Below are 22,109 nucleotides of genomic sequence, written 5' to 3'. Positions count from 1 at the left end.
TTTTTTGCCGTGGGTACTGGGATTACCACTGCCCGCAGGCTTTAAAGGTGAATCCATGCCAATGAAAATTCTCTTCCCTGTCGCGGCGATGGCCCTATCGCTCATGTTGAGCGCCTGCGGTGGCGGCAGCAGTGGTTCCGAAGCAGATCCGCCGGTGTTCAATTCTTCCAGTAGCTCGTCATCAAGTTCCGGTTCTTCTTCCAGTTCTTCCAGTGGCAGCGCATCCAGTGGCTCCTCCTCTGGCGGCGAAGCACCGATGCTGCCGCAATCCGGCAACCCGATGTACGGTGAGCTGGACAATTACAAATCCTGGCTGGGCAGCAGCCTGTCCGCGGATCAGACCCGCGCGGACAATATGCTTACCTGGCAGATGGACCACGGTGGTTTTTACAAGAATGACGAATCCACTTACGACGCGCCCTGGGATGGCAGCAAGGCCCGCTCCGGGTGGACCGGTGCCGGTGGAGTGGAACTGGGCACCATCGATAACGATGCCACGGTAACCGAGCTGATGTTTCTCGCCGATGTGTACCAGCGCAGTGGATATAGCAAGTATCGCGAAGCCGCCCACAATGCTCTGGAATTCCTGCTCACCATGCAATACGAGAGCGGTGGCTGGCCCCAGGTTTACCCGGCGCGCACCGGCACTACCTATTCCAATTATGTGACCTTCAATGACGGGGCCATGGCGCGGGTACTGATCCTGCTCGATCGCGCAACCCGTCAGGAAACCCCGCTGGGTGGCGACCTGTTCACTGACGAGCAGCGCGCCCGTATGCAGGCGGCGATCGATAAAGGTGTGGCATTTATCCTGAAGGCACAGATCGTACAGGCGGGTGCGAAAACCGTATGGTGCGCCCAGCACGATCCGGTGACCTACGAGCCTCGCGGTGCGCGGGATTACGAATTGCCCTCCAAGAGCGGCAAGGAATCCATGCTGGTGACGGCCTTCCTGATGTCGCAGCCGCAGACCGAACAAGTGGAAGCCGCTGTGCGCGCCGCACTGGCCTGGTACCGCAGCCCGGTGGTTCAGGTTGCGGATACCGCTTACGTCAAACGCTCCAGCGCTAGCGACGATGAGAATTACAACCCTATCCAGCCCCGAAGCGGCAGCACCCTGTGGTATCGCTTCTACGACCTGGGGCAGGATGTAGGATTCTTTGCCGATCGCTCTGGCATTAAACAGTACGACATAATGATGATCGACCCCGAGCGCCGCTACGGTTACGAGTGGGGCGGAAACTACGGCAGTGAATTGATCCGCTACGCGGACAGTGTCGATTACTTCTGAGAAAGGTAGAGGTGTATTCCCATGAGGACATGGTTTACGTGGCTGGCTGTGGTCTTTTCCTGTTCCGTCAGCGGGCAAACTCTGTATATGGCCGGAGACTCCACCATGTCGATCAAATCGGGGGAGGATTTTCCCGAAACGGGCTGGGGAGTGCCCTTTGCGCTTTTCTTTGACGAGGCCCTCCAGGTGGAAAACCATGCGATGAACGGTCGCAGCACCCGGACCTTTATCGAAGAGGGGCGCTGGCAAAAGATCGAACAGGCGCTAACACCCGGGGACTTTGTCATTATCCAGTTTGGTCACAATGATGAGTCGCAGCACAAAAAAGATCGCTACACCACACCGGCGCAGTACAAAGCCAACCTGGCGCGCTTTATTCGCGACACCCGCGCGAAAGGTGCGTATCCGCTGCTGATGAGCCCCATCACGCGGCGCTACTTCGACGCAGAAGGAGCCATTCGCCAGACCCACCCCTATACGCCGTTGAGCCGGGAGGTGGCGAGCGAAGAGGAAGTGGACTTTATCGATATGGACGCGATCACGCGCGCGCACTTCCAGCAGCAGGGGGATAGGGATTCGGCGTTGCGGTTTCTGCATATCAAGCCGGATACCCACCCCAACTACCCCAACGGTGTGCGCGACGACACGCACCTGAATCAACTGGGGGCGCGGGAGGTGGCGCAATTGGTTTTACAGGCGCTCAAGACCATGGAGCACCCTCTGGTCGATAGTCTGCGGGCACCATTGCCCAAACACCGCACCTTCCGCTACGCGGAATAAGGGGCGTGCCGGGTTCGGCTTTTTAACCCATTGGTCATTCTAATCAGGGCCATCGATCTGGTTGTATTTTAAAAATAGGAATCGTTCTCAATAATAGGCATATTGATTGTTCTGATTAAAAAATGATCAGTCTGAATTGAGGAAGGTTCCAATGAAAAAGACCTGTAGCTTCGCGATCATACATATGCTTGTCGCTTTCACCGTTGGCTTCGTGCTGACTGGTGACTTCTGGGTCGGCAGTGCGCTGGCGCTGGTGGAACCCGCCTGTAATACCGTGGCCTATTATTTCCATGAGAAGTGGTGGAATCGCGGTAGCCGCGGCGGCGAGCAGCGGGTCCCGGTGACTGCCTGACACGGAGAACCGGTTGGCACCGTCTGAACAGGCGGGTCGCCGGTACTGAGCAGGATCATGGATGGAACTCTTCAAGGATGTTGACTGGCTGCTGGTGCTGGACCACATCATCTATATGGCGGTCGCGTATCTGTTGGCGTTGCCCATTGGCTGGGATCGGGAAAAGCACGAGCGCACCGCGGGCCTGAGAACGTTTCCTCTGGTGGCCGTGGCCGCTTGCGGTTATACCCTGGTGGGTTTTGATGTTCTGACGTCCACCGACGCGGAAGGCCGCGTGATCGAAGGCCTGATTACCGGTATGGGCTTTATCGGTGGCGGCGCCATCCTGAAAAGCGTAACCGATGGGGGAAAGTCCGGGCGGGTGCAGGGCACGGCCACCGCAGCGAGCCTGTGGGCCACCGGTGCGATCGGACTCGCGGTGGCGACCAACCGGCTGGAAGTGGCGATCGTGATCAGCCTGCTCACCTTCCTGACCTTGCGGGTAATGCACTCCGCCAAATCCCACTTTGATGGCATGGATAAGGGCGACAACGAGTAAGCAGGGCCGTGAATTTACTCGGTTATCCGCCGTGTCCACTGCTCCAGAGACTGCACCAGGTTGCCAATAAAAGTCCGTGTGTCCGCATCCGTAAGCTTGCCACTCTCATCAAACTTCTTGTGGGCAAAGCTGATCATCACCTCTGGTCTATTCACAAAGTGCGCATTCAGGTAAATCAGGATGCGGCGCAGGTCGTATTGTGCCCGCGCGCCGCCGAAGGCGCTCATGCTGGCACTCATTACTGCCACAGGCTTGTCGGCAAACGGCTGTGGGTCCACCCGCGACAGCCAATCGATGGCGTTTTTTAGTACGCCGGAAACCGAGTAATTGTATTCGGGGGTGGAAAAAAGAATGGCATCCGCTTCCAGTACCTGTTGTTGCAGAGCCTCTACAGCCTCCGGCACACCCAGGTCGCGCAGATCCTGATCGTAAAGGGGGATACCAGCGAGGTTGGCAAATGTGAACTCGGCCTTTTCGCCGGCAATCTCGGCGGCGGTTTCCAGTGCGGCACTGTTGAACGAGCTTTTACGCAGGCTGCCGGAAATGGCGAGGATCTTCAGAGGACTTGCGGCCATGGCTGCTCCTTTCGGTCAGAGGGTGACCTTCAAGATAGCAGCCCATTCGGAAAGTCGCGGTGGCGATGTTACCCGGGATCAGTTGTTGCCAAGCACAAAACAATGCTCCAGCTCTTTCGGGTACCGAAGGCTGAGGTTGTCGATGCTTTTGCCGATCTTGGCCGGAGAGCTCTGTCGCGTAGTTTCCGCCTTGTGCTGGGTGGTCAGCATGGCGGATTTACGGGAACTCTGGGGTTTTACCGGCAAGTGGGTATTCATGGTAGCGACCTCAATCTGCGTTATACGCTGCGTCTCTTCCCTGCTGCGTGATACTGGCCCCAGGCAGGGCCGGGGCGGGATAGTTACCATTTAACTGTAGTGTAAAACGCAGTAAATCCACCGTACTTAGTGCAATTTTCGCGATATTCCCAATCAGCATGCGACGCAGTGCCGGTTTTCCGTGTGAGAGCGCCCGGTTAGCGCGTCTCAAGTGCCTTCAGGCGGGCGCCCTGCCGGCGGATTTCCGCACTATCAGCTGGTGGGGCACGGTTTCTGCCACACCGCTTTCTTCACTGCCATCAATGGCCTGACACAGACGGCGCATACTGCGCTCGCCGATTTCTTCTGCCGGCTGGGCAATGGTGGTCAGCGGCGGGTCGGCGATCTCCGCATAGCGGATGTCGTCGAAGCCGATAACGGATATATCCCGGGGCACCTTCAGCCCTGCACTCTTGATTTCGTGTATGGCACCCAGAGCCATTTCATCGTTGGCACAGAAGATGGCGGTAGGGCGTCTTTCGAGATCCAGTAGGCGGCGGGTGGCGCGGCGGGCCCCGTCGATGGACTGCTCGCCCTCTACAAACCAGTCACCGGAAACGGGCAGTTTTGCCTTGCGCATTGCCTTGCGAAAGCCTTTCTCCCGATCCTTGGTCAGCAGCGAGTCGCGTTTGCCATTGATAAAGCCGATGCGCTGGTGGCCCAGCTGAATCAGGTAATCGGTACCGTCCGCAGCGGCCGCAATATTGTCCACACGCACACTGGGGAAGTGGCTCAGGTCTTCGTTCACACTTTCCAGCCCGAGTACCAGCGGCGGGTGGGCGCGCTCGGCGTCGCGAATGGCCGCTGCCTCCTTGAACGGTGAGATACTCGCCAGTAGCAGGATACCGTCGGCCTGTTTGGAGAACACCATTTCGGTGTAATCATCGAAGTCGTGGGAGTTGGACCGGGTATCGCGGATCAGAATGCTATAGCCTTGCTCGTCCGCCACCCGCCAGATACCCCGCATTACCTTCTCCAGAAACGGGTCGCCGATGGCTGGTAACACCACCACGATCAGGCTGGTCTTACCGCGACGGAAGTTGCGCGCCAGTGCATTGGGCGCATAGCCGGTTTCAGCTATTGCCGCCTGGACCTTGTTGCGGGTTTTTTCCTTTACCTGTTCCGGGCTGTTGAGATAGCGGGAGACGGTGGCGATGGAGACTCCGGCAAGCTTGGCGACTTTTTTGATCGACAACGGGATTGTCCTCGGGGCGATGGATCTGACGGTTCAGGAGACGGGTAACCTGGTCGCAGATGTTAGCGCTTACGCCCGAGGAATGGTATTGGTGGTATAAAAATGGACCTGTAATGACAGGTCCACAACAGACAACATGACAAGCCATCGATCTGTACACCGCAATGAATTTGCGGAGGTGGCTAAGAGATTTCGCGAATCTCAATTTAAGTCAGCAACATCATCTCGGACAGCGGGGCGGGATTACTTCACTGTTCGCTGATCGGGCGGCGAGAGTTGGCCGCTGTGTAGGTCCATCTGAAAATCGTCGGCCTCCGGCGCCGCCAATCGCGAGAGTACGACGAGCAAATTTGCAACGTTATGCCCGGCGGTATCCGTGCCGCAGTTTTCCACAGAACCGGCCAGCCTAACGTACCAGCGGCGCCGCTGCGTCGGTATTCTCGCCAGGGGGCCCGCGTTGCGCAAACGGTAGACATCGTGGATCAGCTCTTGCCCCTTCAGCTTGGCAATCTGATTCGGTATCCCTCCCGCCAGCTGCGCGGGGTTGCAGCCCGCTTTTTCCAGTGCCGCGCCGATGTTATGCGTGCCCAGTAGTGCCACCAGGGGTTTCGGCCACTGGGGCAGGTAGCGGTCTTCCACTAATGCCCGCAGATGCATTTCCGTGAAGGTGAGGTAACTTTTCGCCGCTAGAATACTGGTATCCCAGGGCTTCTGCCCGGAATCGGACAGGTGCTGTCGCTCGCGCCGGTAGTGGGCGAACAGACGGCCGAAACCGGGCACACGATCCACAGCCACAGTGCGGACCCTGGCACGGCCCGATGGTTCCAGCTGTAGGAGTGTATACGCGGGGCGGTACGCCGCCAGGCTTGGTACCTGCACGTTGACCAGTCGACCTCCATCCTGCGCGCGCACCTGCGCCAGATCATTCAGGTGCATGTGGCCGGCGAAATGGAGTCGCAAGCCGGAATGTGCCAGCGCCTGGGTAACCGACAGAGAAGGAATTCGGCGCGACTGGAGCACGTCTTCACCTACCAGTGCGCGGATGTCAGGGTCAGCTTCATCGTGAAACCCGGTCATAGGGAAATGGCTGAAGGCAACCAGTTGCTTACCTTGTTGCTCTGCCCGGCGCACGACATCGGCTACCCAATCCAGCACCGGCTGCTTGAAGCGTCGCATGAGGTCATAGCCGGCGTTGGACGAGCCGGCGAATTCCATAGAGCCATCAACACCCCGCTGCCAAGCCGGTACGTAAACGTTCGCATCGATGGCCAGCAACCAAAGCCCGGCCACCGGCTCTACCAGATAACTGGCGTCGGGCATCCAGACACATTCGTTCACCGATGCTTCGTGGCACCAGTCAAAGCCACGTTGTGGGAACGGAGTTTCATACCACTTGTCCTGTGTATCTTTAGCGAAGCCGTGGCGGGAAAGCGTATGCATAATTTCCTCGTAACCCCACTGTGCGAGTGCATCGTCGCAAGCCACCGTCTGAGAATCCGCGCTGCTGCAGCTCGGGTGATTTCGACTGTAGACTGCGATCTCGGAGCCAGAAGCACTCAGGAAATCCGGCTTGCCTCCGGGAGTCGCATAGGGGCGCACCGGGTCGTGATTGCCTGTGATAACGAAGAAGCGAATCCCGTGGCGATGGCGGTACTCATCTAGCAATCTGGCAAAAGCGCGTACATTTGCCGGCTGACCGTCATCACTAAAGTCGCCCGGCACAGCCACCAGGTGGATGCCGCGTGCCGCAATATCGTCCAGTGCCGCGCGCACTACAAAATAGTTTTCATTGAAGAGGCGCGTGGACCGCAGTTGCGCACGCATGCTGCGTATCAGCAGGTGACGACCGTTGTTGCCATCCACGGGCCACTCATATTTTTCGTTGCTTGAGTCCGGGGCCGCATAGATATCGTGCAAGTGGATGTCAGCGAGAAAGGCGATCTGCTGCGTTTCGGATGCACGTGGAACGCCAGCATTATTCATTTCGATCTCGTCGTTATCAGCGGCGATCGTGTGTGGTATCAACACGGTCAAATAAACCGCGATAGCTGCCAGTACTACGCACACTCTCTTGGTTCGCATCATTCCCATCTCACCTCCATTCACCTCCATAGTAGTAAGGCTGAATTGATAACAGACGGAGTTTTTGTGTAAGAGGGGACAAAAGTGGAGATGCTGTACGTCACCGTTCGGTGACGGAAGACTGTGAAGCTTTCGTTAAATTTCACTAAATCGGAAAAAGTATCTGTCCCCTCTCTCAGCGTTCCACCCTCTTAGTGGGCGATCGAACAGCGCAGAGCGCACACGCCCGTAATCCAAAAGAGTGAAACCAACCTGGGCATAAGTTTATTTGGGTGTAATGAACTGCAGTCAATCAAGTAACAAGATTTGCAATAACTGACGGAGATATTCATGGGACAAGAATTTGTGAAAAGCGCGCTGGCACTTGCGGTCCTCGCGAGCCTACCACCGGCCAGCGCTGTGGCGGAGTCCGATTCCCCGAGCCGTGGTGACGCGCTGCTGGAAGAAATTGTAGTGGAAGGCTTTCGCGGTAGTCTGATTCGTGCCAAAGATCTGAAACGAGAAGCGGTGGGCACTCAGGATTCAATTATTGCAGAGGACATCGCTGATTTCCCGGACCTTAACCTGGCGGATGCACTGCAGCGTATTCCGGGAGTCGCGATCACTCGAGAAGGCGGTGAGGGACGGCAGATCTCTCTGCGCGGTCTGGGTCCGGGTTTTACCCAGGTGCAACTCAATGGTATGGAGGCACTAGGTACTTCGTCGTCACCCATGGATAGCCGCGGATCGATCAACCGCAGCCGAGCGTTTGATTTCAATATTTTCGCTGCGGAGCTGTTCAACCAGGTAGACGTGAAAAAGTCCTTCGCCGCAAGCATGGATGAAGGGGGTATTGGCGGTACGGTAAACCTGGTTACCGCCAAACCTTTTGATTACGGTGAGTTCAGAGTGGTGGGGAGCGGTCAGTTGGGTCAGAACTCCCTGAGCGACGGTACCAGTCCGCGCTTTGCCGGCCTGGTTTCCAATACCTGGGGTGATTTCGGTGCGCTGTTTTCTATCGCCGCCAGCGAGCGCGCGATTAACGAGCAAGGGTACAACACCTATCGTTGGCGCCAGCTGGACGCTGCCGGTTCGGACCTGTCTGCACTACCGGCGGACGAACAGGATATGATCAACAATAAAGACTTGCGATTTTCCCGTGGCAGTCGCTACTCCGTGTTCGAGAATGACCAGCGTCGCCTGGGCACGACCCTGGCATTGCAGTATAAGGGCGACACCATCGATCTCGGCTTGGATGTGCTGCACGGTAAACTGGAAAATGACAGAGGTGAGTTTCACCTACAGAGCCGTGGTTATGGTTCTACCGCGCTCGGCTGTGCCGGTCCCGCCTATGCCGGTGAACCGACCTGCGCACGTCTCACTGAGATCGAGTACAACGCGGGTGACGAGGTGATTTTCTCGCGTTTTGAAGATACCGCGATCCACTCGGAAAGCCGCAATCAGTTTGCCGATACTACGGTCGACCAGGTGGTTGTGAATGGGACCTGGCAGGCTTCGGACGTGCTGCTGGTGAAAGGCATGCTCGGCTCTCAGAGTAGCGATTTCGAAACCGACAGCGCCAAGGTCTACCTGGAAACCTTTGGCGACATGACCATCGACTACCGCAACGACCGTTTCTACGGCAGTAACACTTACGGGTTCGACCCCACAGATGCCTCGCTCTTCCGCTACCATGAGATCGATCTGTCACAGGATGCGGTTGAGAATACTTTTGACACGGTCAAGTTCGACCTTGAGTACGCACTCGATCATGGCGGAACACTACGAAGTGGTATTTCTCTGAAGGAATTCGGCAACCGATCAGCCAGCGACAAGCTCAACAATCTGTTGCAGAACGAGTGGTCGGAAGGTTCGGTGAGTGACCTCGTAGATCCAGATTTTGTCTACACCAATTCCGCGCACAGGCGCCAGAACTGGGTATCGGTTGATGTGGACGATGTGCTCGATTATTACAAAATCAGCAGAAGCATTCCGGGGGAAGATATTGTTAATCGCGTGGAAGAAGAAACCCTGGGTGCATACGTGCAGTACGATTTCGCGCTTGCCTTCGGGCAAACGTGGCTGCGGGGTAACGCCGGTGTGCGCCACTACGACACCGACATCACTTCCTACGGCACTCTCAATGACGAACCCGTAGCGGTGACGAAGCAGTATTCGGGAACTCTGCCCAGCGTGAATCTTGCCTGGGAGTTAAATGACCAGTTGTTATGGCGCGCGAGCGTCAGTAAAAACCTCACTCGACCGTCCCTCGGGGCGCTGAGCGCAACGGGTACAGTGACAAATGATCCCGCCAGCGTGCGCGGTCTCAGCATCGTCGCGGGTAATCCGGGCCTGGAGCCATTCGAGTCAATTAATTTCGAAACTTCGCTGGAGTACTATTTCGATAATATCGGCTATGCGGCGATCAGTTATTTCGACAAATCGATCGACAACTTTATCCTCACCGAAACCTACCTTATTCGCTATGGTGACACCGGTTATCCACTCAACTTTCTCGGCACTGTAGACGAAAATGGAAGCCCACAGACCGCGGATACCCTCTATACCGTGATCCAGCCGCAGAACATGGATAAGAGTGATATCAGTGGGTGGGAGTTGTCGTTCCAGCGCGATCTGGATTTTCTGCCTGAGCCGTTCAGCAACCTGGGTATAATCACTAACTACACATACGCTGATGGCCAGGCTCTGTACCGCAATGTCGCCAACAGTGGTGAGGATGTGTTTAAAAATTTTCCCGGTTTATCTGAGCACTCTGGCAATTTTACAGTTTACTACGAGGCCGATAGCTGGGGCGCGCGCGTGGCTTCGGCTTATCGTAGTGACTACATTAGCACGGTGGAAGCGGGTAACAGCGAAGAAGATGAGCGTGGTTTCCACGGCACGACCTACGTGGATTTCTCGGCGTTTTATCAGGTATCAGAGCAGCTGAAACTGACCTTCGAGGGTAATAACCTGACTGACGAACGGGAAGAACAGTATTCTGACTCCAGTGATCGTCTGTACAACACTACGGTCAATGGCCGCACCCTCTACCTCGGCGCCACCTATGATTTCTGATTGGTCTCTCCCTTCCTTGGCCGGCGCACGGTAACGTGTCGCCGGCTTTTTTCAAATTTTCTAGTAGAGTCCTTTGTTTTCGAGCATTTCAGTGGTGCGGGAATCGGGGACGACTCATCCAGTGTTTTATTTTATTCGCGAAAAGTTCATGTAACGGAGTGTCACCTCTCACGGGTTGTCGACGTCTTTTATGCTGAGCACGATGGTGCTCAAACGTGAAATATAAAGCCCAATCTTTGAGGAAACCTCATGAAACTACAGCAATTAATTTCGTCTTGTCTGTTAGTGCTACTCTCGCTCGCTGGCACAGCGGCATCCGCCGCGGGTAATACGGTTGAAGATTTCCGCCCATTGTTCAAACTCCGTAGCGACTTGCAGTGCTGGCCAACGTGGCCTGCCGCTGGTGGCAATAGCGGCGATTGTGTCAGCAAGTCTGCATTCATCGCGAGTGCTCCACCGGTATTTACCGAAACCTACGGTGAGACTGTGAATGGCCGCGAGCACCAGTTGATCACTTACTGGGCTTATTACGGAAACCAGAATGCCTGCTCCACTTTCGGCGGTGCCCATGTGGACGACTGGGAAAACGTATCGGTACATCTCGTTGACGGCAACCTCCGCCACATCACCTATAGCCAGCACAATGGCCGCTATACCATCACGCCGGATATGGCGGAAATGGATGGTAACCATCCGCTGGTATATGTGGGTAAATATTCCCACGGCAGTTACCACGATCAGCGTGCCCGCGCCTCCGCCGACGCCTGGGCGTTTTTTAGCGGGGACTACTGCTTTTACTGGAAAGACCCTCGCGGACCGGGTGAAACCTGGTCACCTCAGACCAGGGATCTTGCGGAAGTGGGGATGGCCAGTGTGTTTCCCGGTTCGCAAAACCCCTTGACCCGTGAATTGCGCCCACATCAGCGCACAGTATGCCGGGTCGATGGTGGCCAAGTGATTGGCGGTGTGATCGATGCGACCGAAAATACCTGTGCCCGTAACCCGGATTATCTGCAGGATCCCGCGCTCACCCTGCAGGACCTTTTTTATCTGGACGTGTATTGAGGCGGGGACGCCGTTAGCGCAGTTATCAGCGGCGGTAGACCACCGCCAAGCGCAGGCTGCGGCCGGTTGTGGTGGTGTTGTACAGGCGGTCGCTAGAGTCACTGTACTGCTCGACCCGCGTGTTGGTGAGATTCGTGCCTTCCAGCCGCCACTCCCAGTGAGCCCCTGCTTTGTAGGCCAGTAGAGCGTCCACGTGGGTAGTGGGGTGAAAGCCGGTTTCATCCTCCTGGGCGAGCGTCTGGCTGTCGACTCGCAGAATATGCCCTGCGCGATAGGTGGCAGCGAGTCTGGCGTTGAGTCGCCGCCCCTCGTAGAACAGAGCGGCGTGCGCGGTGTGTCGCGACAGGTGCGGAAAGGGCTTGGCAAACAGGCGCGTACCGGTGCGCGCATCATAGTAGTCGACTTCGCCGTCAGTGAAGGTGTAGTGCCCGCTGACTCCGAGCTCGCCATAACGTAGGGTTGCAGCGGCCTCCAGTCCCGCCAGTGTCGCGTTTTCGGCATTCTCCATACGCACCGCCGCGAGTACCGGCTCGGTCGGGGGTGCGTTCAAAGGGGTGGTGTCGTCGACAACAGCGCCGTAGTTGAACTGCCTCGCCACGATAAAGTCGGAAATAGACTTGTGAAATAGACCCACAGAGAGGATGTCGGCGGCGCCATGACTGCCGGTCAACTCCAGATCCATATTATCGGATGTGTAGGGGGAGAGAGTCGGGTTCGGGAGGAAAAGGGTGCCGTACTCTTCCTGCGCCGTGGGAGTACCGGTAAGATCATCCAGCAAAGGATACGCAATATTACGCGATAGACCGGTGCGCAACTGCCAGGTATCGCTGAGCTCTATAGACAGGTTCGCGCTCGGCAGTAGAGTGTTATAAGCGTTGTCGCCGGTGGCGCTATCCACTTTTTCTATGCCGCCGGTGACAAGTCGGGTGGTGGCGTACACGCGGGTGTCTAGAGTAAGCGCGCGAAGCGCCGCGCTGGCGTGTACCCGTCCGCCGTTAAATGTCAGCGCGGTGAAGGCCGCACGCTGCAGCTCCAAAACCCCGTCGCGGTCGTCTTCAGTAATACCCTCGCCACGGAAGCCCTGATAGGGTGTCAGGTCGATTCCAGCCAGCGCAAGGTTGTCGTCGACAGCGGGCCAGGTGGCGGCGGGGTGGGCATCGACCTCTCGGATCCACGTGGGGTGGCTTGCGTGTAAAGAGATGGGCAGTCCATCGATGGGCAGGTTGTTACGCCTTAGTAGATCGCTGCGGCTGTGGAAACGGGTCTGGCGCAGGCCGAACTCTATTGTCCAGGTATTTGCTGGGCGATGGGTAAGAACCAGCTCAAGGTCTTGGTACTCGGCGGCTGCTCTGTAGGTTTCCAGGTCTATTTCCGTCAAGGCCCAGAAGTTCAGGTCCATGAGATCATCGGCATACTTGATCGTGGGCCAGAAGCGGTCGCTGCGGTAATCGATGGATACATCCCCCACCCTCTGCAAGTACGCTTTGTGACTGACGGGAATATCGAAGTCCGAGGCCTGCCAGCCGACTCGCCAGTGAAGTGCCAGTAGCTCGCTCAGGCCATGGTCGCCACTCAGTACCACCTGGCGGTAATCCGTAGAGGTATGTTGGTAGCGGCTCTCGGTGGCGATCTCTGCCTGGGTATAATCTGCGAACAGCAGTTCACCGCTGTCGCTGACTTCTGCCTGGGTGATTTTAGTGTGCCCGGGGATCACCGGTGTCGAATGCTCGCCTCGGGGATATAGATGGAATTCGTCGCGGTCGCTGTCCAGACGACCGTAAAGCAGGTCCAACTCCAGCCGCTGCCGTTGCCGCTGATATAGCAACGCTAGCGCCGCGCCATATCGCTCCTGATGATTACGCCAGAGAGAGTGGCGGTTGCCGCGAGGCACCACCAGGTCGCCGCGTTCCCAGGCGACGCGGACGTCGTCAGGCAGGGCGCTGAGGTCCGCGCCGTTCGCTGCGCTTTGTTGCCAGCGGAAGGTATTGGTGCCCCGTTCTTCGAGAGCGCGTTGATCATGAGACAACGCCAGAGCCAGTCCCCATTCCTGTTCCTCACCGAGTGGCCAGCGTTCGCGCCACTGCGCAGCCCACTGCTGGTCGCCACCCTCCACGTATTCATTCCAGCCACCACTCGCGGACAGGTACAGAGGGTGGGGGCCGTCCTCTAATGGCCGCACTGTCTCCAGTGCCACCGTGCCGGCGATGCCTCCCGGCGCCTCCCGGGAGGAATAGGACTTGCGTACTGTAGCGCGATCGAACAGACCGGCGGAAAACACATTTAGATCGAAGGCCCGGTCCCGTTGCTTCTGGGTGCGGCTATCCATCGGGGAGTCGGAATCCACCAGCACCGGCATGCCATTTACTGTGACTTGCGTAAAGTCGGGGCGCAGTCCGCGCAGGCTTACTTGGCGCCCTTCACCGGACTCCCGCTGGATCGCCACCCCGGGCACTCGCTGCAGCGCCGCGACCGCAGTGCTGTCAGGATAGTGCGCCATATCCCACGCGGTCACTATCTCCGTCACTTCCAGTGCCTGGTGTTTGAGCGCATGGCCGGTATCCACCCTGTGGCTGATGCCGGTGACCTCGAACTCCTCAATGATTTCTGAGTCCGCAGTGTCTTGCGCAGCTTCAGTAATGATCACCCCGGCTGGCGACAGTTTGAACCTTAGGCCGGAGCCCGCAAGCAGCTGCGCCAGCGCTGCCTCCAGAGTGAAGTAGCCTTTCAGTGGGGCGGAAATACGGGCGTCGATCACGCGGCTGTCTACCGCAAAAGGGGTTTCATAACGTTGCGACAGGGATTCCAGTGCTGCTGCCAGAGGGCCGGCAGGGATAGATATCGGTCGCACTATCGGTGCGGCGCCGAGGCAGGGGTTAATCTGTAACACCGCTGCGAGAAGAAGGCCGGCAGCTGAGTTTCGTCGCGCCGCGCGGTGCGGCCTGCGCAGTCCTGTTTGTTTCCGTGGCATGATCTTTCACACTAAAGAAGGACGCGGGCCGCCCGGATTTCCAAGCTTGCATGCTAGGGCGGCGTTATAACCGGGAGATGAATCTGGCGGCGGTCGATGGTGTCGGTGCGAGAGCTGTGCCTTAGCGGGACCGCAAGCGCAAAGCCTCCCCAGAGGACGACAGCGTGAGCCCGTGGGCCTCTGCCAATAACCGCAGCGAGGCCTCTGGCGCATTCAGTCGAAAGCGCCCGCTGACGCGAACGTCGTTGCCGATATCGCCCTCGAGAAGTAGAAGGCGCTCGCTATAGCGCTGGAAGCGCGCCAATACTTGTCCCAGCGGTTCGCCGCGTACCTCGAGCCAGCCTGAGCGCCAATCCGGTGAAACATCCTTCACACTTTGTGTTACCGGACCGAGGACGCCGGCATGTATCTGCACGCGCTCACCACTGCGCATTTCCACCATACGGTCGCCACGCACCTGCACTATACCCTCGTATACGGCTACCAATACCGAATCTCCCAGGCGCTCCACGTCGAACGCAGTGCCCACTACGCGGATACTGGCAGTGCCACTGTCGATGGTGAAGGGGCGCGCACGGTCGGGGGCAACACGAAAAAACACCTGTCCGCGGGTCAGACTGACGTGGCGCTCGTTGGCGCTCTGGCTGAAATCCAGCGCGCTGTCGGCGTTGAGGTGCACAAGGGAGCCGTCTGCCAGTACCTCGGAAGCGGGGGCTCCTACTGGAGCCGCCAGCGTGCGAGTGGACATATCCTCTGGACTGGCGGCGATGTGTGTGCCGGTGTTCGGAACGTCCCGGCCGCTGGTCGCATGGATTAGCAATAGCGTTAGCAACAGACAAGCGGCGGCGGCAAGCGATATTTTTATCTCCGGCCACCGGTTGGTAGGCGTTTGAGAAGTTTGCAAAATACGTGCTTTCGAAGAACGGGAGGGTGCCTGCGAATCGGGCATCTGCGCAAGCGCTAAGGCCTTCGCAAGATCATCTCGCCCGGTGCAACTGCGTACAGCGCGGTAGGCTTCAGCGTGCGTGGGCACAGCGTACCAGCGCGCAAATGCCTCCTGCTGTGCGCTGGTCATTTCATCTTCCAGGTCCAACCAGTCGGCGGCCTGCTCCAGGATCTTACTGTCCATTAACACCATGTCTTGCGGGGGTGGAAATCTTATGGGCAGGCACCTCGTTGCCACGTTTACCGGTAGAGAGACGTAACGAAAGCGCTAACGGGGACATCAATCGCGCTACCAACCCTGTTGTTCAACATGCAGGGTGATGTCCACCATCGCCCGGTTGATGTGTTTTTTTATCGCCTCAAGGTTGAGATCCAGCGCCGCCGCAATGTCCTGGCGACTCATTCCTTGCACACGGCGCATCTCAAACACACGTCGGCGTAGGGGCGGCATCTTCGCCAGCGCTTCAGCCATGGCTGCGAGTTTTTCGCGGTGCAGGTGCTGCTCCTCAAGAGATGTGCGCTCGTCCTCGACCTCAAGCGCGGAAATATCCACATCCGTAACCGGGGTCGCTTTCCAGTGCTCGTACATCACCGAGCGCGCGACCTTAATCATGTAGGCGAAGGGGTGGGTAACACGGGATAAATCTTTGTGTTTGAGTGTGCGCAGGCAAGTCTCCTGCACTACGTCATCCGCCAGATCGGGAGTGGGCGTGCGCGCTGCGACATAGGAGCGCAGGCGTGGCATCAGGTCTACCACACTGTCGCAGGTGGTGATCTGTTCCGCCTTTTCCAACCCCTCAGCATTCATGGGCACAATCCTCGCCAGCGCCAACCTATGTCCGCCTCGTTTAACTGGCGGTGTCCAACCGAGGTTATCAGCGAATTGTGAAAAGGATGTGAAAGGTCAGGCGGGGTAGAGTAGCAAGCGGGTTACTGGTGATGGCCACCAGCGCGCGGGGACTGTCGTGTACTCGGGTATATGTATACCCCGAACGGCCTGGCGTTCCAGTACTGCCGAACGCCGCCAGGCGCCCGCGCAGTAGTTTTAAAGCGTTACTCAGATGTATTGATTAATCAGGTTCTCATACAGCTCCTGCTTGCCACTGGTGGCGGGGGGCTCACCATTCTCGGCGGCCAGGTTACGCAGGTCTGTCAGGCTCAATTTACCTTCGGTAAACGCCTTGCCGTTCCCCCTATCGAAGCTGGCATAACGCTGTGCTTTCCAGTTTTTGTAGGGAGATTCGGTGAGAATTCGGTTGGCGATTTCCAGGCCGCGGGCGAAGGTGTCCATGCCGCCGATGTGGCCCAGGAAGATATCCTCCATATCAATGGATTCACGGCGTACCTTGGCATCAAAGTTTAGACCGCCGGTTTTGAAACCGCCGTTTTCCAGAACCACCATCATGCCGTGTACCGCATCGTAGATGTCGGTGGGGAACTGGTCGGTATCCCAGCCGTTCTGATAATCACCGCGGTTGGCATCGATGGAGCCCAGCATGTTGGCATCAGCACACATCTGCAGTTCGTGGGCAAAGGTGTGGCCGGCGAGGGTGGCGTGGTTGGCTTCGATATTGAGCGCGAAATCCTTGTCCAGGCCATAGTGGCGCAGGAAGCCGATCACGGTCTGGGCGTCGAAGTCGTACTGGTGCTTGGTGGGTTCCATGGGCTTGGGCTCGATCAGGAAGGTGCCCTTGAAGCCGATGGAGCGGCCGTAATCCCGTGCCATGGTCAGGAAGCGCGCGAGGTTTTCCTGTTCCAGTTTTGTATTGGCGTTTTGCAGGCAGATATAGCCTTCGCGGCCGCCCCAGAATACATAGTTTTCACCGCCCAGTGCCACGGTGGCATCCAGTGCAGCCTTGACCTGGCTTGCCGCGTAGGAAACCACATTGAAGTCCGGGTTGGTGGCGCCGCCGTTCATGTAGCGTGGGTTGCTGAACAGGTTGGCGGTGCCCCACAGCAATTTCATGCCGGAGGCTTTCTGGCGCTCTGCGGCCAGCTCTACCAGTTTGGACAGGTTGCTTTCGCTTTCGGCAACGGTGCTGCCTTCCGGGGACATGTCGACATCGTGGAAGCAGTAGTAGGGCACGCCCAGTTTGGTGGCAAACTCGAATACAGCATCCATACGCTGTTGTGCTGCGGCCATGGGATTGGGGGCGTCGTCCCAGGCAAAGGTCTGGGTATCGCGGCCGAACGGATCAGCGCCTTTGCCGCAGAAGGTGTGCCAGTAGCACACCGCGTAGCGCAGGTGCTCTTCCATGGTCTTGCCGCCGATGACTTTTTTGGCATCGTAGAATTTGAATGCCAGCGGATTGTCGGATTCGCGGCCCTCAAATTGAATCTGGCTGACTTCCGGGAAGTATTCTTTATCGCCGATAAACAGGTTTCTGCTCATGTTTTCTCTCCAGTATTCGCTAACTTGTGCGATCAATTTTTATTGAAGTTGGGGATACTGCTGACTGAGCAGATCCAGAAAATTTTGATAGTGGGTTTGATAGGCTGCCGCGGTTTCCCTGTCCGGTGTGCAGCCGAGGGACTCGTCCACCGCAAGGTGTTGCGCAATCAGTGCGTTGAGATCACCGGCATCGCTGCAGGCCCACAGCGTCTGCATGGCCGCACCAAACGCCGCGCCTTCCTGTTGTGCCGGCACTTCTACCGGCAGGTTGAATACGTCGGCCACCATTTGCCGCCAGTGGGGGCTTTTTGCTCCGCCGCCGGTAAGGCGAATGGCGGTAAATTGTTGGCCGGCGCGATTGAAGGCATCCAGGCCGCGGCGCAGGGTGAAGGTCGCCCCTTCCATGGCCGCGCGGTAAAGATTGGCCGCGGTGGTATTGCTGTCGTTCATGCCGTGCAGGCTGGCGCGGGCATGGGGCAGGTTGGGGGTTCGCTCGCCGTTATAGAACGGCAGGCTCACCAGGCCGTCCGCGCCGGGGGCTGAATCCGCCAGCAACTGTTCACACTCCGGAATGGATTTGCCCAGGGCCATGCGGGTGCGCTCCGTGGCCACGGTGCAGTTCATGGTGCACTGCAGGGGCAGCCAGCCACCGCTGGAGGAACAGAAAGCGGCGAGTTCGCCGTTGGGGTCGATGGCCGGCTTGTCGCTGTAGGCGAATAGCGTGCCCGAGGTGCCGAGACTCATGGTCAGTACACCAGGGGTCACGGAGCCGGTACCGAAGGCCGCCATCATATTGTCGCCGCCGCCGCTGGAGACCATAACGTCGGCAGGGAGGTCAAACTCCCGCGCAATGTTCTCGGCCAGCGCGATGGTGTTGTGGGCTTCTACCAGTGGTGGAAGCAGCGGCAGCAGATCGCGATCCGGGTCTATCGCCGCAAGCATGTCGCGATCGTATTCCCGGCGCAGAATATTCAGATAGCCGGTGCCGGAGGCATCGCCGTACTCGGTGAAGATTTTTCCGGTCAGGAAAAAATTCAGGTAGTCGTGGGGCAGAAGAATATGCGCCAGGGTTGCGTAGGCCTCCGGATTATTCTTTTTTAGCCATAGAATTTTGGGGGCCGTGTAGCCGGGCAGGATCGGATTGCCCACCGTGTCGATGCAACGATCAACGCCGCCAAAACGTCCGGTGATTTCATCGCACTCGGCAATGGTGCTGGTATCACACCACAGCTTTACCGGCGCAATCACTTCCCCCGCGCTGTTGACCGGAACAAAGCCGTGTTGCTGACCGGACACGCCGATACCGCGCACCCGGCCTTTGATCTGGGCTGGCAGTTCGTTCATACACTGGCGCAGGGCATCCAGCCACCATTCGGCGATCTGCTCGCGGCTGCCGTCTTCGCGGCTGATGAGTTCCAGTGGTGCGGCACTCACGTGCAGAATTTCTTTTTTATCCGCGTCGTAAGCGAGCAGTTTCAGGCTCTGGGTGCCAGCATCAATACCGAGAAAAACATTTTGCGTGGTGGTGCTCATTACGCAGGTGCTCCCTGCGCCTGAGCGGCACGGGCCTTGAGCTGTTCTTTTAGTGCAATCTGATCCACCACAAATTTACGGATACCTTCACCGAGCTTGTCGTGGGCCATGGCATCGTCGTTGTGCTGGAAGCGGAAGTCGCCTTCGCCAATCGGCGCGGAGGACTGGCCACCGTTGGCCGCCGGGGTGAGTGCGCGGGGCAGTGCACCTTGGTCATCGGCCAGTTCCGCCAGCAGGTTGGGGCTGATGGTCAGGCTGTCGCAGCCAGCCAGGGCCTCGATCTGCTCGGTGTTGCGGAAGCTCGCACCCATGACGGTGGTGTCAAAACCGTGCTCTTTGTAGAACTGATAAATGCGGCGCACGGATTGCACGCCGGGATCTTCTTCCGGCGCAAAGCCGGTGGCATCGGTATTCTGCAGGTACCAGTCGAGAATGCGGCCAACAAACGGCGAGATCAGGGTGACGCCGGCATCAGCACAGGCGCGGGCCTGGGCAAAGCTGAACAGCAGGGTCAGATTGCAGTGCACACCTTCGCGCTCGAGTATTTCTGCAGCCTTGATGCCCTCCCAGGTGGAGGCGACCTTGATCAGTACCCGCTCCGGCGCCACGCCGATCTGCGCGTACAGGTCCATGATGCGGCGCGCGCGGGCCAGGGTGCCCTGGGTATCAAACGACAGGCGCGCATCCACTTCGGTGGAAATGCGGCCGGGCACAATCTGCAGAATTTGGTAGCCAATCTTGGTGGCCAGGCGATCGCCACACAGGGCAATCTGCTCATCACTGCTGCCGTTCTGTTTGGCCGCCCAGGTGATGGCATCGTCAATCAGCGGTTGGTATTCCGCCTGCTGCGCGGCCTTCAGTAGCAGCGAAGGGTTGGTGGTGGCATCCAGCGGAGTGAACTGGCGGATGGCATTGATGTCGCCGGTGTCGGCAACCACGGCGGTCATTTCCCGCAACTGACTGAGTTTGTCCATTTTTTTATCACTTCTCATCTGTCACTTTGGTGCGGCGAGGGCCTTACAGAAAAATGTAAACGTTTTCATTTTGTGCTTAGTCTGCCCTAGTCAGAATTGGATTACCAGAGCTGGAAAGGTAAGTTTTTAGCCATTCCTTCAATTTTGTTAACGTTTACATCAATGGCTGTTTTTTGCCCAATAGTCTGGCGCTATTCGGTACCGGAGGATTTCCCCGCATTTTTTCGCTCTTGCCGGCTTCTCAATATTTTTTCGCAACACCTTCCTATAAAGCCGGGGGAGGCTGCCGTAGCCTGCGTCGCTCGTAACAATAAAAATGGAAAGGGAAAAGCGATGACTATTCACAAACTGCCGCGCGGGGCTCTACTCGCCGCGGCTCTGTTTCTTTTGGTTGGCATGAAAGCGCAGGCCGAGTCCTGCCCCGCCAGTCACCCACTGGCCTGTGGCGGCGCCTGTTATACGGATGCGGCTCAGGCGGCTTCCGGGGGCTGTGCGGTCGACGGTGGAAGCTCTGGCAGTTTGTCCAGCAGCAGTTCCAGCAGCGGTGCTTCTAGTAGTGGTAGCAGCAGTGGTGGCTCGGCACAAACCTGTCACAGCGATGAAAATCCCTCGCATGTGGTTTCCGGCCGGCGTGCGGAGTTCACCCAAGACTGGTGCGATACGGTCTGCGTCACCTACGTGGGCAACGGCACTGGCTGTCTGAATGCGGCGGGCACCTTTGTCAGCAATGCCAGCATCTGTAGCGATCCGGCTAATGCCCGTGAAGCGATTATCGATATCGAGTACAACCTGGGTATTGAAATCGATGACGAGTTCCAGGCGCTGGCGGGCTACCAGGGTCCGGTTCCTTCGATCAACCCGACGATGACGGTGGCGGATGCGAAAACCTATTTCAGCGCGCTGATCGGCCCGCAAAAAGGTAACGAGCTGGTGGACCTGCTGAACACCAATGGTGATGGTATCGTGACCCGCAATGAAGCCAGTATGGCGAAGGGTTCGGACCCGCTGCAACTGCTGAATACAGATTTCGGCTGCGGACTGTCCACCGACGACATCATGGCGTACGTGGGGCTTTACATGGGCGACGGTGCGATCGACAAATACGCTGGAGACCTGGATGAGTCTGTGAAGGCCTCCATGCTGGAGTTTACTCGCAGCTGGCAGCCCGGCGTATCAGCGCAGGATTGCGAGTACCGCGGTGGTTGTGATGGAAGTGGGTCGCAACCCCAGCCAGCGCCTGAGCCAGAACCGCAGCCAGAGCCTCAGCCAGTACCGGAGCCCAACCCAGAGCCCAGTGATAACTGCCCGGCTTCCCATCCACTGTTCTCGGCTGCCTGTGGCCAGTGCTTTACCGACGAAGCCCAGGCCGCTTCGGCACAGTGCGCACTCTGATCCTGTCACTGTGGATGATCGGGGGCGCCGCTTTGGCGGCGGCCTCGATTGTCTGGTGGCTGCTGCCATCACACCCTGTGTTACTTCCGTGGCCGGAGACTGCTATTTCCGTATCCAGCTCGCCACCCGATCCTTCCCCTGACTCCGCACTGTTTTCCCCATACCAGTCTGCCGGTACAGCGATGGAGCCGCTACCGCCAGTGGATCCCCCTGAGTCAAGTCATTCCACGCTTAAGGACGGACTTGTTGCGGAGAGGGTTGTCGCGGACCAGTTTGTTGCGCGGAAACAGAGTGCTGTAACGCAGGACCGTCTCGGCAATTATTGTGTGGAGGTGTCTACCGCCGGGTTCCCGTCCCGGGAATACCTGGTGTCTGATCGCCCCATTTACTACCCGCAGCGCAGTATGCTTGCGCAGTCTGGTGTACTTCAGGGATGCCCGCTTTCTGCCTACTACCTCGAGTACCAGGCGAAAGGCGCGCTGATGGTATTGCGGAAAAATACCGCGAGTATTTTCCATTACCATTGTGTATTCGATGCAGCCACTGCTGAGTACCAGCTGCAAAAACTTGCGGAAAACCCTGGGCTTTCCGCAAGCCTGAAGCAGTTGCTCGTGGCAGGAGCACCCTCGTGTCCGGAGAAAATAATGTGATGGGTTTTAAACGTTATTATGCT

18 protein-coding genes are annotated in these 22,109 nt (G+C 57.7%); 8 read left to right on the top strand and 10 right to left on the bottom strand.

Annotation, left to right across the window (positions count from 1 at the left end; translation table 11 throughout):
• Positions 1 to 55 precede the first annotated feature (55 nt).
• From pelA to LRR79_RS01295, 4 genes are all read left to right on the top strand, one after another.
• Positions 56 to 1,291: a pectate lyase gene (pelA, locus tag LRR79_RS01310; RefSeq protein WP_231758641.1), complete on the top strand. Its 1,236-nt coding sequence runs from the start codon at positions 56 to 58 to the stop codon at positions 1,289 to 1,291.
• A gap of 105 nt (positions 1,292 to 1,396) precedes the next feature.
• Positions 1,397 to 2,071, top strand: a complete 675-nt coding sequence (locus LRR79_RS01305; RefSeq protein WP_231758640.1) for a rhamnogalacturonan acetylesterase — start codon at positions 1,397 to 1,399, stop codon at positions 2,069 to 2,071.
• 151 nt (positions 2,072 to 2,222) lie between these two features.
• Positions 2,223 to 2,423 carry a DUF2061 domain-containing protein gene (locus LRR79_RS01300; RefSeq protein WP_231758639.1) on the top strand — a complete coding sequence of 67 codons (201 nt, stop codon included), beginning with the start codon at positions 2,223 to 2,225 and terminating at the stop codon, positions 2,421 to 2,423.
• Between the two features lie 61 nt (positions 2,424 to 2,484).
• Positions 2,485 to 2,961 carry an MgtC/SapB family protein gene (locus LRR79_RS01295; protein ID WP_231758638.1) on the top strand — a complete coding sequence of 159 codons (477 nt, stop codon included), beginning with the start codon at positions 2,485 to 2,487 and terminating at the stop codon, positions 2,959 to 2,961.
• A 14-nt stretch (positions 2,962 to 2,975) separates the two neighbouring features.
• On the opposite strand, the gene LRR79_RS01290 is transcribed toward LRR79_RS01295, so the two are convergent.
• The 4 genes from LRR79_RS01290 to LRR79_RS01275 all read right to left on the bottom strand — a co-directional run bounded on the left by LRR79_RS01290 (position 2,976) and on the right by LRR79_RS01275 (position 7,011).
• Positions 2,976 to 3,536, bottom strand: a complete 561-nt coding sequence (locus LRR79_RS01290; protein WP_231758637.1) for an NADPH-dependent FMN reductase — start codon at positions 3,534 to 3,536, stop codon at positions 2,976 to 2,978.
• Between the two features lie 78 nt (positions 3,537 to 3,614).
• Complete coding sequence (locus tag LRR79_RS01285; RefSeq protein WP_231758636.1) at positions 3,615 to 3,794, bottom strand: hypothetical protein; 180 nt, start codon at positions 3,792 to 3,794, stop codon at positions 3,615 to 3,617.
• 217 nt (positions 3,795 to 4,011) lie between these two features.
• Entirely contained in the window at positions 4,012 to 5,028 is a 1,017-nt protein-coding gene (locus tag LRR79_RS01280) for a LacI family DNA-binding transcriptional regulator (protein ID WP_231758635.1), read from the bottom strand.
• Positions 5,029 to 5,271: 243 nt separating this feature from the next.
• Positions 5,272 to 7,011 (bottom strand): metallophosphoesterase family protein, encoded by a 1,740-nt coding sequence (locus tag LRR79_RS01275; protein WP_231758634.1) that lies wholly within the window; start codon positions 7,009 to 7,011, stop codon positions 5,272 to 5,274.
• A 429-nt stretch (positions 7,012 to 7,440) separates the two neighbouring features.
• Between LRR79_RS01275 and LRR79_RS01270 the strand changes: the two genes are divergently transcribed.
• Together LRR79_RS01270 and LRR79_RS01265 are read left to right on the top strand one after the other, a co-directional pair.
• A complete protein-coding gene (locus LRR79_RS01270) occupies positions 7,441 to 10,167 on the top strand; it encodes a TonB-dependent receptor (RefSeq protein WP_231758633.1) in 2,727 nt (908 codons plus the stop codon).
• A gap of 249 nt (positions 10,168 to 10,416) precedes the next feature.
• On the top strand, positions 10,417 to 11,232 hold the full coding sequence (locus LRR79_RS01265) for a hypothetical protein (protein ID WP_231758632.1): 816 nt from the start codon (positions 10,417 to 10,419) through the stop codon (positions 11,230 to 11,232).
• A 25-nt stretch (positions 11,233 to 11,257) separates the two neighbouring features.
• Here LRR79_RS01265 and LRR79_RS01260 read toward each other — a convergent pair whose 3' ends face one another.
• From LRR79_RS01260 to tal, 6 genes are all read right to left on the bottom strand, one after another.
• A complete protein-coding gene (locus tag LRR79_RS01260) occupies positions 11,258 to 14,080 on the bottom strand; it encodes a TonB-dependent receptor (RefSeq protein WP_231758631.1) in 2,823 nt (940 codons plus the stop codon).
• Positions 14,081 to 14,321: 241 nt separating this feature from the next.
• Positions 14,322 to 15,329: a FecR family protein gene (locus LRR79_RS01255; protein WP_231758630.1), complete on the bottom strand. Its 1,008-nt coding sequence runs from the start codon at positions 15,327 to 15,329 to the stop codon at positions 14,322 to 14,324.
• A gap of 105 nt (positions 15,330 to 15,434) precedes the next feature.
• Positions 15,435 to 15,953 (bottom strand): RNA polymerase sigma factor, encoded by a 519-nt coding sequence (locus LRR79_RS01250; RefSeq protein WP_231758629.1) that lies wholly within the window; start codon positions 15,951 to 15,953, stop codon positions 15,435 to 15,437.
• A gap of 249 nt (positions 15,954 to 16,202) precedes the next feature.
• Complete coding sequence (gene xylA / locus LRR79_RS01245) at positions 16,203 to 17,537, bottom strand: xylose isomerase (RefSeq protein ID WP_231758628.1); 1,335 nt, start codon at positions 17,535 to 17,537, stop codon at positions 16,203 to 16,205.
• A gap of 39 nt (positions 17,538 to 17,576) precedes the next feature.
• Positions 17,577 to 19,070, bottom strand: coding sequence for a xylulokinase (gene xylB, locus LRR79_RS01240; RefSeq protein ID WP_231758627.1), 1,494 nt, complete (start codon positions 19,068 to 19,070; stop codon positions 17,577 to 17,579).
• A complete protein-coding gene (gene tal / locus LRR79_RS01235; protein WP_231758626.1) occupies positions 19,070 to 20,044 on the bottom strand; it encodes a transaldolase in 975 nt (324 codons plus the stop codon). Before tal ends, xylB begins: the two co-directional genes overlap by 1 nt.
• Positions 20,045 to 20,377: 333 nt before the next feature.
• Here tal and LRR79_RS01230 point away from each other — a divergent pair, with 333 nt between their 5' ends.
• Positions 20,378 to 21,436 carry a hypothetical protein gene (locus tag LRR79_RS01230; protein WP_231758625.1) on the top strand — a complete coding sequence of 353 codons (1,059 nt, stop codon included), beginning with the start codon at positions 20,378 to 20,380 and terminating at the stop codon, positions 21,434 to 21,436.
• Between the two features lie 368 nt (positions 21,437 to 21,804).
• The gene (locus LRR79_RS01225; protein WP_231758624.1) at positions 21,805 to 22,086 is read left to right on the top strand and encodes a hypothetical protein; all 282 of its coding nucleotides are present in this window, start codon (positions 21,805 to 21,807) and stop codon (positions 22,084 to 22,086) included.
• Positions 22,087 to 22,109: the final 23 nt, after the last annotated feature.

The organism is Microbulbifer elongatus, assembly GCF_021165935.1.
In the GTDB taxonomy this organism is placed as follows: domain Bacteria; phylum Pseudomonadota; class Gammaproteobacteria; order Pseudomonadales; family Cellvibrionaceae; genus Microbulbifer; species Microbulbifer elongatus.
The sequence above is the reverse complement of the archived record's forward strand: the minus strand, read 5'-3'. Positions and strand labels throughout refer to the sequence as shown.

Coding starts and splice junctions, on each gene's coding strand:
- LRR79_RS01275 (WP_231758634.1), bottom strand. CDS start 7,011: ATGAATAATGCTGGCGTTCCACGTGCATCCGAAACGCAGCAGATCGCC.
- pelA (WP_231758641.1), top strand. CDS start 56: ATGCCAATGAAAATTCTCTTCCCTGTCGCGGCGATGGCCCTATCGCTC.
- LRR79_RS01300 (WP_231758639.1), top strand. CDS start 2,223: ATGAAAAAGACCTGTAGCTTCGCGATCATACATATGCTTGTCGCTTTC.
- LRR79_RS01265 (WP_231758632.1), top strand. CDS start 10,417: ATGAAACTACAGCAATTAATTTCGTCTTGTCTGTTAGTGCTACTCTCG.
- LRR79_RS01285 (WP_231758636.1), bottom strand. CDS start 3,794: ATGAATACCCACTTGCCGGTAAAACCCCAGAGTTCCCGTAAATCCGCC.
- tal (WP_231758626.1), bottom strand. CDS start 20,044: ATGGACAAACTCAGTCAGTTGCGGGAAATGACCGCCGTGGTTGCCGAC.
- xylA (WP_231758628.1), bottom strand. CDS start 17,537: ATGAGCAGAAACCTGTTTATCGGCGATAAAGAATACTTCCCGGAAGTC.
- LRR79_RS01305 (WP_231758640.1), top strand. CDS start 1,397: ATGTCGATCAAATCGGGGGAGGATTTTCCCGAAACGGGCTGGGGAGTG.
- LRR79_RS01270 (WP_231758633.1), top strand. CDS start 7,441: ATGGGACAAGAATTTGTGAAAAGCGCGCTGGCACTTGCGGTCCTCGCG.
- LRR79_RS01250 (WP_231758629.1), bottom strand. CDS start 15,953: ATGAATGCTGAGGGGTTGGAAAAGGCGGAACAGATCACCACCTGCGAC.
- LRR79_RS01255 (WP_231758630.1), bottom strand. CDS start 15,329: ATGGACAGTAAGATCCTGGAGCAGGCCGCCGACTGGTTGGACCTGGAA.
- xylB (WP_231758627.1), bottom strand. CDS start 19,070: ATGAGCACCACCACGCAAAATGTTTTTCTCGGTATTGATGCTGGCACC.
- LRR79_RS01230 (WP_231758625.1), top strand. CDS start 20,378: ATGACTATTCACAAACTGCCGCGCGGGGCTCTACTCGCCGCGGCTCTG.
- LRR79_RS01295 (WP_231758638.1), top strand. CDS start 2,485: ATGGAACTCTTCAAGGATGTTGACTGGCTGCTGGTGCTGGACCACATC.
- LRR79_RS01290 (WP_231758637.1), bottom strand. CDS start 3,536: ATGGCCGCAAGTCCTCTGAAGATCCTCGCCATTTCCGGCAGCCTGCGT.